Annotated in this window: 12 protein-coding genes and 1 pseudogene; 3 read left to right on the top strand and 10 right to left on the bottom strand. The window is 42.9% G+C overall.

The window, feature by feature from the left end; genetic code table 11:
• The first annotated feature begins 101 nt into the window (after window positions 1-101).
• The 3 genes from A4V09_RS14200 (at window position 102) to A4V09_RS14210 (ending at window position 4,252) form a co-directional block, all read left to right on the top strand.
• Complete coding sequence (locus A4V09_RS14200; protein ID WP_065542937.1) at window positions 102-1,481, top strand: MFS transporter; 1,380 nt, start codon at window positions 102-104, stop codon at window positions 1,479-1,481.
• A 66-nt stretch (window positions 1,482-1,547) separates the two neighbouring features.
• On the top strand, window positions 1,548-2,642 hold the full coding sequence (locus A4V09_RS14205; protein WP_065542938.1) for a uroporphyrinogen decarboxylase/cobalamine-independent methonine synthase family protein: 1,095 nt from the start codon (window positions 1,548-1,550) through the stop codon (window positions 2,640-2,642).
• A 185-nt stretch (window positions 2,643-2,827) separates the two neighbouring features.
• Complete coding sequence (locus A4V09_RS14210) at window positions 2,828-4,252, top strand: MATE family efflux transporter (RefSeq protein ID WP_065544787.1); 1,425 nt, start codon at window positions 2,828-2,830, stop codon at window positions 4,250-4,252.
• Window positions 4,253-4,488: 236 nt separating this feature from the next.
• Here A4V09_RS14210 and A4V09_RS26495 read toward each other — a convergent pair.
• The 10 genes and pseudogenes from A4V09_RS26495 to A4V09_RS14260 form a co-directional block, all read right to left on the bottom strand.
• A pseudogene (locus A4V09_RS26495) lies at window positions 4,489-4,639 on the bottom strand (cell filamentation protein Fic); the annotation flags it as partial.
• A gap of 515 nt (window positions 4,640-5,154) precedes the next feature.
• Entirely contained in the window at window positions 5,155-5,823 is a 669-nt protein-coding gene (locus tag A4V09_RS14220; protein ID WP_065542940.1) for a VanZ family protein, read from the bottom strand.
• 294 nt (window positions 5,824-6,117) lie between these two features.
• The gene (locus A4V09_RS14225) at window positions 6,118-7,284 is read right to left on the bottom strand and encodes a winged helix-turn-helix domain-containing protein (RefSeq protein ID WP_065542941.1); all 1,167 of its coding nucleotides are present in this window, start codon (window positions 7,282-7,284) and stop codon (window positions 6,118-6,120) included.
• 77 nt (window positions 7,285-7,361) lie between these two features.
• Complete coding sequence (locus A4V09_RS14230) at window positions 7,362-7,961, bottom strand: GNAT family N-acetyltransferase (RefSeq protein ID WP_065542942.1); 600 nt, start codon at window positions 7,959-7,961, stop codon at window positions 7,362-7,364.
• Between the two features lie 89 nt (window positions 7,962-8,050).
• Window positions 8,051-8,971, bottom strand: a complete 921-nt coding sequence (locus A4V09_RS14235; protein WP_065542943.1) for a helix-turn-helix transcriptional regulator — start codon at window positions 8,969-8,971, stop codon at window positions 8,051-8,053.
• Between the two features lie 349 nt (window positions 8,972-9,320).
• Entirely contained in the window at window positions 9,321-10,112 is a 792-nt protein-coding gene (locus tag A4V09_RS14240) for an ABC-2 family transporter protein (RefSeq protein ID WP_065542944.1), read from the bottom strand.
• On the bottom strand, window positions 10,109-10,903 hold the full coding sequence (locus A4V09_RS14245) for an ABC transporter permease (RefSeq protein WP_065542945.1): 795 nt from the start codon (window positions 10,901-10,903) through the stop codon (window positions 10,109-10,111). Before A4V09_RS14245 ends, A4V09_RS14240 begins: the two co-directional genes overlap by 4 nt.
• 3 nt (window positions 10,904-10,906) lie before the next feature.
• The gene (locus A4V09_RS14250) at window positions 10,907-11,878 is read right to left on the bottom strand and encodes an ABC transporter ATP-binding protein (protein ID WP_065542946.1); all 972 of its coding nucleotides are present in this window, start codon (window positions 11,876-11,878) and stop codon (window positions 10,907-10,909) included.
• Between the two features lie 643 nt (window positions 11,879-12,521).
• Window positions 12,522-12,953: a VOC family protein gene (locus A4V09_RS14255; RefSeq protein ID WP_065544788.1), complete on the bottom strand. Its 432-nt coding sequence runs from the start codon at window positions 12,951-12,953 to the stop codon at window positions 12,522-12,524.
• On the bottom strand, window positions 12,953-13,639 hold the full coding sequence (locus A4V09_RS14260) for an MFS transporter (RefSeq protein ID WP_084043601.1): 687 nt from the start codon (window positions 13,637-13,639) through the stop codon (window positions 12,953-12,955). The genes A4V09_RS14255 and A4V09_RS14260 overlap by 1 nt, the downstream gene beginning before the upstream one ends.
• Between the last annotated feature and the right edge of the window lies 1 nt (window position 13,640).

Genomic DNA, 13,640 nt, shown 5'->3' on the forward strand with positions numbered 1-13,640 from the left:
TTTATAAAATATTTCGTGAAATTTTATAAACCTATCTCATTCACAGGTGTGCCATTTACGCCGAACAGCATCCGCTATACGAAAGAAAGTGAGGGATCTCTATGGAAGTAACCAGCAGTAAAAAAGAAATCTGGACAATGGGAAGTTATTCTCTGCTGACCCTGGCAATCATGGTTGGATTCATGTATCTGAACACATTTGCCACCGAGGTTCTGGTAATACCCGCGGGCACTCTTGCGCTGGCACTGGGTGTGGCAAAACTGCTGGATTTCTGCTTCAGCCTGTTTGCCGGTGCGATCATCGAGAAAGTAAAAATCGGCAGAACCGGCAAGAACCAGTCCTGGCTCTATCTTGGCCGCTGGATTCTCGCTGTCTCCATCATGGCTGAGGTCTGCAACACCAGTTCCGCCCCCATGATCGTCCGCGTGGCAGTCCTGTCCGTATCCTATACGGTTCTGAACTGTCTGATGAACATTCTGCAGACTGCATATTACGGCGTCCTTGCAGCCGTTGCCGGCCCCAACATGGCCAACCGAAATGCCATGACCATCAATATGACCCGCCAAAGCACCGTTATCACCATCATCAGTTCCTTCATTCCAACTTTTGTTACTATCCTTCCTTTCGGAAACTGGAACTATTTTATCGTGGCTTTCGTGTTCATGATCCCTATGCCTTTTGCTTTGGGAGCCATCGCCAAATGTGCGGACGGCAAGGATGTCCCGGTGGGGGCTACCAGTTCCGTCAACCAGGTCGGCATTGGTGATATGTTCGGCACGCTGCTTAAAAATCCTCAGATGCTGGTTCTCTTCCTGGTATTTACCATCCTCTACATTGCCCAGTTCACCTACCAGGCTAACTATACCTATTACTTTATTTATGTTGTGGGCGATTTTACGAAGATGACCCTTGCCACTTTGATCAATGCCTTTGTAGGATTTCTGGCAGCCATGGTAATGCCAAAGCTGGGGGCAAAACTGGGAAAGAAAATGTCCTGTGTGACCGGATTTGCCATGATGAGCCTTGCACTGATCCTGGTATCGTTTTTCGGAGCTCCAAACGGCGTTCCTAATCTGACCGCTTACATTATCATTATGTCTCTGCTGATGGCCGGAACTTATACCTGGATGCCTTACATGGTTGTTCTTTTCCTGGATGCAGGTGAATACTTCCTGTATAAAACCGGAAAAGACACCCGTGCTATCGCCGCCGGCCTGGCCTCTCCGCCTATGAAGATTGGCATGACCGTTGGCAACACCCTTGGACTGGCGCTGCTGTCAGCCATCGGATTCGTCTCCGGAGGTGCTTTTGAAATAAGCGTTACATGGATCACCAATTTCATGCGTGTTACCTTCATGCTCCCCGGTTTCATCTATCTGGCCGCTGCTGTTATCATGCTTCTCTTTTACAAGATCAGCGACAAAGATGCCGCCAAATATGCACAGGCAAATGCTGAAAAGATGAGACAGGATAAACAATAGAAAGTACATTTTGCGCACTTCCTATTTCCATGATATAAAAATACACTCAGAACAGGAGATACTATTATGTCGAAAATTCCCTTTGATGAAAAAGAAATGAATGTTGCTTATACTGTTCCAAATTTACTCGACCCTGCCATTCCCGAAAGTCCTGCCTGGACCTATCCACAGTCCGAGAAGGACGCTGTAAAAGAACTGTATACCGGAACACCGACCTGGTGTCTTTCCGGTTTGGAGACTGGTCTTTTTGCCCCCTCCGTAATCCCGGACAACATCGCCCGCGGCTTTGTCATTGAGGGCAGCCCCTTCGATATGGCAGACTACGGCGGTCCTGATATGTTCGGCATCCAATGGGAATATGTTCCCGTAGCAGGGGGCTCCATGGTCCGCCCCGGCACACCTTTTCTTGAGGATGCCAATGACTGGCGCAAAATGCTGAAATTCCCCAACATTGATGCCTGGGACTGGGATGCCAGCGGCAGAGAGAACTATGACTATCTCCATAACGGAAAAGCAAATATGCTTTGGTTCTTAAACGGATGCTGGTATGAGAGACTGGTTTCCTTCATGGATTTTGAGGGTGCTGTGGTCGCCCTGATAGACGAGGAACAAAAAGATGCCTTAAAAGAACTGTTCGCAGAGACAACTGCGCTGTACTGTAAGCTTGTTGACCGCTGCGCTGAGACTTACGGAGAAGGTATCTCGGGCTTTACCGTACATGATGACTGGGGTTCCCAGAGAGCGCCTTTCTTCTCTCCTGCAGTGGGGGAAGAAATGATCGTCCCCTACATGAGAGAACTGACGGACCACATCAAGTCCAAAGGGCTGATCGCCGACCTGCATAGCTGCGGCAGTCTGGAGATGCAGCTTCCGAACTTCATAAAAGCCGGCTGGCAGTCCTGGTGTCCCATGCCAATGAACCCGACCCAGAAGATGTATGAAAAATACGGTGATAAGATCCTGCTCCACGTGGAACCTGATCTGCCCGAAGGTGCCTCCGAAGAGGAGCAGGAAAAAGCAGGCGGAGAGTTCGTAAAGAACTATTTCAACCCCGGCAAATACTGCATCCCCAACTATATGTACTTTCCTCAGAAGATGACACCGGCGTTCCGCAGAGGTATGTACCGTGCATCCAGACAGCAGGCGGTAAGCAGCCTCTGATTCCACCGACTGATTTGATACCCTTTTTCTTTTCATCAACAGCGCCCGAAAGATGTATCTCTTTTGGGCGCTGTTCGTTAATGGCATGCCTGTATTTTACTGTAATCCTGTGTGTGCGGACCCAGCTTACAGAATGGCTGTACATATTCTTCTATCCATTTTGCTTTTTGAAAGTGAGGAAACAAATGTCAAACAAAAATCCGTCTTCAGCGGCAGTTCTGCCGGAAGAAAATAATATCATGGGTACTGCTCCCATTCCAAAACTACTTGCAAAATTCGCCATCCCCTCCGTCATTTCCATGCTGGTAAACTCTATCTATAATCTTGTGGATCAGATCTTTATCGGCCAGGGTGTGGGGTATCTTGGAAATGCTGCCACCAACGTGGTATTTCCTTTTGTCACCATCGCTATGGCGGTTTCACTGATGATTTCCGTGGGCACCGCTGCCAATGTAGGGCTAAATCTTGGGGGAAAGGATCAGGACTGTGCCAATCTCACCCTTGGCAACGGCCTTACGCTTGCCCTGTCAAGCGGCATCCTCCTCTGCATTTTAGGTGAACTCTTCATGGTCCCCCTGCTGCGCCTCTTCGGCGCCACGGACACGGTACTGCCCTATGCCATTGACTATGGCCGTATTTATCTTCTGGGCACCATGTTCACCAGCGTGGGCATTATGATCAGTGATGAGATCCGTGCTGACGGCAACCCTGGCTATGCCATGAACTCCATGCTGATCGGCGCTGTACTGAACTGTGTGCTGGACCCCCTGTTTATCTTTGTCTTCCACTGGGGTGTTAAGGGCGCCGCCTTTGCCACTATCATCGGACAGTTCGGCACACTTATCTTCTGCCTGTTCTACCTGAAAAAATTCCGCACACTGACAATGAAGAAGGAAAACATGAAGCTTCGGTTATCTGTTGTAAAAAGCATCCTGATCCTTGGTTTTTCCTCCTTCCTCACGCAATGCGCGGCACTTGTCATGCAGATCATTATGAATCAGCAGACCATCAAATATGGTGCGCTCTCCCAATACGGCGCGGACATTCCACTGACTGTATTCGGAATCGTCAATAAAGTAAACGGCCTGATGATGTCCCTGATCATGGGCATCTCCGTAGGCTCACAACCCCTGTTCAGCTATAATTACGGCGCTAAATTATTTACCCGTGTAAAAAAACTGGCGAAAACCTGTCTTATTGTGTGTGTCACCATCGGTTTTCTCGGTATGCTCTGCCTGCAGATCTTTCCCCAGCAGATCATTTCCCTGTTCGGGCAGGAAAATGATCTGTATAATGAATTTGCCGTTATGTGCCTGAAGAACATGACTATTTTTATCTTTGTTATGGGGGTTCAGATGGTAGCCAGTGTATATTTTCAGGCAGTGGGAAAGGCGATGGGAGCCACGGTGCTCTCCCTGTCACGCCAGGTATTGTTCATGATTCCCTGTATGCTGATCCTTCCCCACTTCTTTGGGATTATTGGTCTCATGTGGTCATTCCCGGTATCCGATGTTTTTTCGGTGGCTATGGCGGCTGTCATGCTCACCATGGAGATGCGGAAACTCAACCAGCTCATCCGGTTTCCGCTGGCCCCGGAAGCTGATGTATAAATATGCCTGACTGCGCCTTAAAAATAAGCCAGCCAATCTTTGGCTTTTGCAAAGATTGGCTGGACAGCGGCCTTCTGGAGTCGACACAAGATAATCCTGTGGTATTATGTCTTTACATGTATATTTCCAGCTTTCTTCATATACTCCCGCAAACCCGCATAGAATCAACCTTTCCGCACCAGCAACACGGCTATTTCAACAGTTCTATACTCTAGGATCATATCCACATACAATACCTATATTTTTTCCAGCAGCCTATCAAAATCACTTCTATTATTCTTTGTCTTGAATTGTCCTATACTTCTCGAATTCACTCTCCGCAAAAGCTTTCGTCTCTGCTGTAACTTTTCCCTTTCCCTGTAAAATCGTTTCTTCATTAATCTGGATTTCATACCGTTCCTTTTCATACTGGAAACGAAGCAGCTGCTCCTTCCGAAACAGATACTCCCTAAATGCCTGCTTTTCCCTGCCGAATCTGGCCAGCGTAAGTCCGGCTGCAAAAAGAACTCTGTCACTATCTGATACCCTCTTATATATTCATAAACAACAAAAAACAACATTGAGAATTTTTCCAATGCTGTTTATTTACAATTACTCTATTTACTATATACACATATTTACCCATCAACTGTGTCTTCTGTACCTATATTCCCATCCTTTCTCACTGTATGTACTCTATACACACCTAAATTCCATACCGCATTTTAGCTCAAATTGATACAATTTAAAAAAAGAAGCTATCGTTTTATGAGCATGCGAAAACGCCCATGGTTAGGGCGTTATTCGTAGTGGGGACTGCACCCAATCGTTAAACGATAATTTGACAGGATTTCAATCATTCTCTGCTCTTTTTCCCCCAAAAAAATCATTTCACTCATTCTCTCTACCAGGCAATCTGGAAATCAGCTAAAAAATCCTAACACAACGGTAACTATCATAATGACAATAAGAATATATACTGTATAGTCCGGTTCCTCGATTCTGTTATTTGAATGTAATTTTACAATTCTCAGCTTTGCGATCAGTCTAAAACAAAGATAGCCTACCATTGTTCCGATTACATTTGTAAGAATGTCATCTATATCTGTTGCCCGGTATAATGTAAATAGCTGAATAATTTCAATAAAAAGGGATAATCCAAAACCAATAAATAAAGTATTTCTCGCACGCTCAAATGTTTTACTTATAAGCGGACACAGAAAGCCTAACGGGATAAAAAGGAAAATATTCAAAATAAAACTCAAACTAAATCCGTCACTGAAAGGAATAAGGTTTATATTTGGATTAAAAAACGCTTCTCCCAACCTTGACAGTCTTTTATATTCACTAAGTGTAGGAATACCTACGATATGTGTCAACATTACACATAAGTAGTAATACATTACCAATGACAGAATAGATGTTCTAACTTTAGGGATACTGCTGTCTTTTCTAAAAATTACAACTAATAAAATACCGATAAAGATAATCCCCAACAAAAAAATGGGTTCAATCAACAATAAGTCTATAATAGTGTCGAACAGCCCAATTTGAATTTCGACACTTGATTGACTACTTGAAACAACATCCATATGCAAAATCCTCCTACTCTGAATTATTTCCTGTGAACAGAATACCGGATAAATCTTAAAATCCTCCTGCTAAAATTCTTAAAAAGTAATAAATAGTTTACCCAGATGGCTCTGTAGTATTCTATGTTCAGTTATCCTCCGGCCTTTCTCCAGGTTTTAGAATTGCTGATTTTGACAAAAAAGCATACCGTCATATAAAGAAAACTCTACCAGCCATACCCCTTACCCTTTTGCACGTTCCCTAACATTTTAATCCCTGAAGGATGACGCCTCTCCAATCTCTGTACACACGATTCACATGTCACCGTTTCTGCAAAAACGTTCAAACCGTCTGATGCGTCTATCCACATCGCGCTGCAGTGCTTTTGTCAAGCGCACATCCTGCTCATACCAGATATTTTTTATATCCAGCTTTACTTGCTTTTTATCATAAGCCATTTCAATCCTGCCCACAAATCTATCCCCATAAAGAATCGGCAAAACATAGTAACCATATTTACGCTGCTGCTTCGGCGTATAGATTTCCCATTTATACGAAAAATCAAAAACTGCTCCAATAAGCTTCCTATCCCAGAGCAGATTATCCAGCGGTGCAATAAATTCGCAGCGCTTTTTTATCGGGGAATTTTCCAATACAAATTCTGCGAATCCTGCATCCTCCCTGCGGCAATACAATGGCTCCGCAATCTCCTCCACTTCCACTTCAATGAGCTTTTCTTCTTTTAACAGCGTCTCGAAAATAGCATTTCTTTGTGACGCCTTCAGCCCCCGTATGCCCAGCCACGCATCAGAAGCACGGTTCCACAAAAGCCCTACAGAGCCAATGCGCTCTGATATCAGACATTTTCTGTAATCAAAATCCGAAGGAAAAGGCTCTGGTTGATTCAAAAGCTCTGCCGGAATGCATTTTTCAATCAGATCATAATATTTCAGTGTCCCGTTCTTATGATGGATTCCCAGTTCTCCGGAAAAATACATATGTTCCAATGCCGCTCTCGACAATTTGGTATCACACCAATACCAGGATACCTTTCCCGATATGTCCAGATCTGCGCTGCACAGCGGCCCCCGCCGTGCAATTTCCTCACGCACCCGTTCCTGTACTTCCAAAATTTCTGTATGGCTTCTCTCCCAGCTCCGGTGAGCCTGACGTTCACGCCCAAAATATTTCCAATTTTCTATCGGAACAATCGCAAGATTTTTATCAAAATAGTCCACCAGCTTCCGGTCAACGTATAAAAGCTCATAAAGCATCGTCTTTTGATAGCCTTTTATTCTTGACTGAAAAACCAGATCCGCATTTCTGCCGCAGACATCCACCGGATCAAACTGAATACATCCTGCCTGGCGGACAAAAGAAAGAATTCCTTCTTTTCCAACAAATTTGTAATCTCCCAGCAAGCCATGCTTTAATAACAAAAACTGCCGCGCCTGCTTTTTCGTAAAATAAATTCTGTCCATTAACCCTCCCTCCGCTAACACAGGAAGTGCCACGATCCCTCATCATGCTGCTATGACGGATTCTGCCATCACGTTTCCTATTTCTTATTTAGAACCCAATAAAATTTATACTGGCTGCCATTGTGTCCAATCAGCACATGATCCGATTTTTCATACTCCAGTTCCATCAATGCCCGAATGCGTTCTTTTGCCGCTGGTACCGCTTTCGTTGCCAACATCCGGCAGGAAAACATGTCAAACGCCGGGGTGCCTATCTGCTGCAAAATTTCCGTTATTACATCCGCTTTTTCATAGTCACTCCGCAAATCCAGCCGCAGCAGCCCACAGTCTGTGAAATAATCATCCGAATCCCTATGGAATAACTCAACCGTTCCTATTACCTCTTCCTCTTTATGGCTGAAAATGCTCCATCTTACAAACCCTCTTCTTCCATACTCCCAAAGCCAGTATCTGACTGCCTCCTTCATCCTCTCCAGGGATGTATAATGGAAGTCATCCCCGCCGCAATTATCACTGTTAAAAAACGAAACCGCCTGCTCATCCGAATAAACCTTCAGCAAATCCCCGGCGTCGTCTTCTGCAACCAGACGCAGGCAATAGTTTCCATCATCAAAAACCGGACAATCCTGATACACATCCCCACAATTTCCAAGCAACGCTTTCACAAGTTCACTCATCTTATTATCCTTTCTTCTTGGCGCCTCCATAAGCGCAAAACATTTTGTGTTCTATAAAGCAACTCCATCATACCATGCTTCTGCGACAGCTATATGTCGTAATTAGATAAAAAATTTTGAGCTGTCCTGATCAGCTCGTTGCGATAAATCTCCGGCGAAATGATTTCCACATGGCTTCCCATGCTCAAAAGCAGCGCTTTCCAAAAACGCTCCCCCGGAGGAACCTGAATCCATATTCTTGCTTTTTCCCCTGACCGTTCTTCTATTTTGCTGTCTGGAAAATATTCTTCCATCAGGCACGTATCTTTTTTATCAAAATCCACCTCCAGTGTTACACAAGTTTCACCATATGCCCTGTCTGAATGTTTAAGAAGTTCCTTTACCGCCGGATGTTTTCGATCAGACTTTCCCGGCGTAATCTGAAGTCTGCGGATTCGTGCAACTTTAAAAGTACGGTAAACCTCCTGCGGAACAGACCATGCGAACAAATACCAGGAATACCATTTATACTGCATGGCAAGAGGTTCAACCAGCCGCTGCGTTTCCCTTCCCTGTGCATCCCTGTAAAAGAATTCAACCAATGCATTTGCCTCAATTGCCTGCTCCAGTATTTGATTCCATTTCTGCACCTGTTGATTCTCTCTCGCGATTCCAAAATCAAAAAAGATACTCTGCTCCTGATTCCTGTCCAGAAGCAGATGATACTTTTCAATTAAACCCGCCAGCGTTTCATTTGCATACGAGGTTGCAAGGCTTTCCAGCGCCTGCCGGATCAACTGCTGTTCTTCCTGATGGATATTACAGTTTCTAACCCTATAGGACGGCAGGATGGAATATCCCCCGTTCTTCCCCTGATTAGAATATACAGGAATGCCTGCCTCTGCAATGCTGACCATATCTCTCTGTATGGTTCGGACAGAAACATGGAACCGTTCCGCCAGGTCTCTGGCAGAAACATTCTCATGATTTAAAAGATAAAAAACAATTTTCAACAGTCTATCTATTTTCATTTGTACAATTCTCCATAATAATATCTATCCGCAATTTCCATGATCCTGGCTGCCACCTGTTCGGGTGTCATATGGGACGTCTACTTCCAATGATGCCTTGTCATAAACCACGTATTCTCCTCCAAATACCTGTTTGTCTGTTGCTTACTAAATCCAGTATAACAATCAGGTGTAAATTTTCCATTTACTTTTTATAAATATCCATTCATTTTTATCTTTTCTGCCAATATATCCATCTTACTTTCGGTTTGTAGCCAATCTTCTTATAAAATTCACTCTCGCCACCCGTCATACACAAACTTCAATCTTATTGTACGAAAAACAGAATTGTCACACAAGTATCAACTTATCAACTGCTTGCACTTTCATATCTGTGTACTCCATATGTCCAAAAAGACAGTGCAATAAAAGTAAAAATACACACAATCACTACCCCGAAAATCAATCCTTTTGCCGACAACGCCCCTATCAACGCCTGAGTTGGCAGTGTTGCGATCACACCATACGGTAATATAAAATAAAAAAAGAACTCATAGATTCCATCAAAAGCAATCCCCGGTATTTTCATGCACAGATCCATGGCTGTGTTCTCTATTTTCACCAGATTGTTTACCGAGAAGACAAAATAGGCAAAACACCGTAACAGAAGCTCCATATCGTAAAATAGTATGGTCATCAAAAGAACCATAACCAGATATCCAATGGCATTCACATAGGAAAGATTCATTCCGCTTTCTCTCACTCCATATCCAATGATACATGCACTGAATAGCAGAAGCGGTATGGCGCCTGGATTTACTTTTTCAAAAGTAATCCGCAAAAGTGGATTCACTGGTTTGGTCAGATATAAATCCAATTCCCCGGTCTGTATTTTCTCAGGTATGGAAATCACCCCAAAAAAGAAGATTACCATATTTATAGAATCTATCAGTGAAAAGGTTCCAATAAAAATAAGTATTTCTCCATGTCCCCATCCACGGATATTTTCTATATGTCCGTAAATCGCTTCAAAAGCAAAAAGCTGAACCAGAAAATAACTGGTGTTGATAAAAAACGGGCCAAAGAATCCCAATCGGAAAGTCATGATATGGGATAGTCTTAATTTGATCAGTTCCGATATAAATTTAATATTATTTTTCATATTCCTGCTCCATCATATTTGATTCGATAATGATCATAAACTGCCTGATTTAAAACAAAAAAGACAATACACCACATGCTTAAAACCATTAAGCCTGTGAATGCTTCCTTCTCACATTTCCCGATAAACAACATACTTGGGAGGTATGTAACATAATAGAAAGGCAAAAATCTCATACCTTCTATGAACCATTCCGGTAAAAGTGCAAGGGGAATCACCGCCCCGGTGACAAATGCTGAAAAGTTGTCTTTTATCATGAGAAAGGTGCTGATCTCCTCAAATTTCAAAGTCAAAATCCCAAGAAAGTAATTCAGCTCCGCCATAAACAACAGTCCTAAAATAACCATGACGCTTCCGCATAACAGTATCTTTAAATTAGCTGTATGCACAAATGGAATCCGGAACAAATAAAACCACAGAACCGTTGTCAAAAGACCAATGCCTGCTGAAAATGCAATCTTCCCGGCCTCCATCGCCACAAAATACCCCTGTGTCTGTACCGGTATCACCATATATTTTGAAAATGTACCATTTCTCAACATTCCGGTCATCTGCTGGCTGATTTCAGCGGATTTCTCAAGTTGGAACAGATAGGAACTTACAATGTAGTAAGAGATCATAGCCTGAAAGCCAAGTCCCGCTATCTGCTCCTTTCCTTCAAACAGAATACTCCATAAGATCCATGCAAACAATATCTTCGCCACCGCCAATATCACATCAACAAAGGTATCCGACCTCCAGATTAACTGTGCTTTCATGTATGCATTAGCGATTTCCAAATATTTCTTCATGTCCTATACCCCCTTATAGATGCGTTCTACAACAGAACCAATTTCTTCTTCCTCCATTCCAATATCCCGAATCGGATAATGTCCGATATAAAATTCCAGAACTTTTTCTGCGTTCTGTTTTGGTATTTCAAGCACCAGTTTGTCATTCTCTTTTTCTAATACCCTGCAATATTCCGGTATATCAGGTTCTACGCTGTGCTCAAAGTATATCGTCATTCTCTTACTTTTTTGATAGTGCTCGAATAATAAATCCGTATCGCCATCATATATTTTTCTGCCGTGATTCACTACTATAGAACGTTTACACAACACCTTAATATCCTCCATATAATGCGAAGTCAGCAGAATCGTCGTTCCTCTTGATTCATTCACATCTTTTAAGAAAGTCCGGATCTGTTTACCTGCCACAGCGTCCAGTCCAATGGTCGGCTCATCCAGAAACAATATTTTCGGATTATGAAGCAATGCAACAATCAGTTCCATCTTCATCCTTTCTCCCAGGGATAAGGTCCTTACCTGTACATTCATAAGCTCCCGTACCTGGAACAAATCCACAAAAAACTCTTTGTTTCTCTTATACTCATCTTCCGGGATACGATATATTTCTTTAAATAACCTCAATGTATCCTCCGCTGTCAGTTCAAAAAACAACTGGCTTTTTTGCCCCATAACTACCGCATACTGCTGCTTAAATGCTTTCTCTAATTTATTCGGATAAAATCCCATAACCTGTATCTTGCCGCTTGTGGGTGCAATGATACCAGACAGCATTTTCACCAATGTCGTTTTACCTGCTCCGTTGGGCCCAATCAGACCTACAAACTCACCCTCATTCACATGAATATCAAAATCATCTACCGCAATTTTTTCTTCATATTCTCTGTGAAACAGGCCCTTAATACTTCCAGTCAAGCCCTCCTGCTTTTTGTACCGTTTATACCTTTTCGTTAAATTTTCTGTCCCGATAATCTCCATCTCCAAAACCTCCAGTTGAAATATTGTTCACCAAACAATAAAGAAGCATAAAAAAACGTGGTTTCTGCCTATTATACATAGACTGAAACCACGGATTCAGATATCTTAGATGATGTAAAAAAGCAGGACATTCCCTTAAAAGAGAATCAGCAATATCCTGAAAGACACAGCCCATTTGTTCGCAGAAATAAAAAAAGCATGACTACCACAGTCATACTTTCCCCGCTTTTTTAATCCATCATAATAAGACAATCATTCCCGGTGTACGCAGTATTCTGTAAGGCAGAAACAACCAGCATCCCATGATGCCGAAAAGGGTAACACAAAAAAAACACTATATTCAGTGCTTACCCTCTTATAAAATTTAGTTGTTCTTTGTCCTTACAGAAACAATTAACATCCACATACCTACTCTTTCTTGAAATATATTTTTATATTAGCTTGTAACTTTCCCAATGTCAATCATTATTTTGTTTGGAGCGAATCTTTTGGGAAAAGTCAAAAGAAATTCGGGATCCGTTTCGTTACTACCTATGCTGCTATCGCAGCTTGTCCGGTGAGGGCAGGCCCCCTCGGACACAAGCAAGTCCCCCACCCCCACGTTCGTCTTTGCAACTTAGAAGCGGGGGACTTCCTGGATAGGTTAAAATTGCAGCATACCTTTTTCGTCATACTTAAAATCAGGCCCCCATGCTACTTCCCAGTAATATCCATCCAAATCCTTGAAATATGCATGATAGCCGCCCCAAAATACCTCCTGCGGTTCTTTCACAATCGTTCCCCCTGCAGTTCTAACCAATTCAATGATCTTATCAACTTCATCCTTATTTTCCACATTATATGTTAATGTAATACCACCAAATCCGTTTCCAATTTGCGGTGGATTATCCCCATTTATATCTTTTGCTAACAAATCCAAGGGAAATAATTCAAATTTTGTTCCTGGCGTATGGAAAAAGCATACATATGGATTGTCTTCTTTGCAATCCGTTTTATAACCCAAACCATCCCGGTAGAATTTTATTGCTTTCTCCATACTTCTTACACCTAAACATATACATGTTATCTTATTCATCATAAATACCTTCCTTCTGTAACTTCCGCCATTGTACTCTTTCCCGCAGCCGGAATTCCTGTAGCCAAATTCATGACTGTCAGCATAATACTTGCGGCCAGGCAGCCTGCCGCCATAAATGCGGATATGATTCCTACTGCCATTTCGTTATTGCCCGTTCTGGCAAGAATCAACGGAGAATACATACTGTCAAAGGAAATAGCCCCCGTAAATTCCAGTACACTGTACATCAATAACAGCACCAGGATTCCCTGATTGGTTTTTAAAAAGGATACTCCACCCTTTATACTCCCGACGATTTCGCCAAAAGATGCTTTTTGCTCTTTCTTTATAATATCTGGTATCCTGACAAACAGAAGCAATACTATAAATGCAAATAAAAACGTCCCTAAATCTATAACAATAATAAATCCCAATCCTCCAACGCTTAGAAGTCCTGCCGCCAGAACCGGTGTCAGTATTCCAGCAATCGAGCTGACTACAGACTGTATGCCGCCAACTCTTGCATAGTCCTTTGGATTCACCAGCAAAGTTACTGCTACCTGTGACGCCGGATTTTGAAAAGCATTCATGAAGCCATTGATCATATTCACCACACATAGAATCCAAAGTTCCAAACTACCACTTAGAAAACAACCTAAAATGATAATTGAACATACGGCAGCAACGGAATCGCAGACCAGCATA

The organism is Blautia pseudococcoides, assembly GCF_001689125.2.
Taxonomy (GTDB): domain Bacteria; phylum Bacillota; class Clostridia; order Lachnospirales; family Lachnospiraceae; genus Blautia; species Blautia pseudococcoides.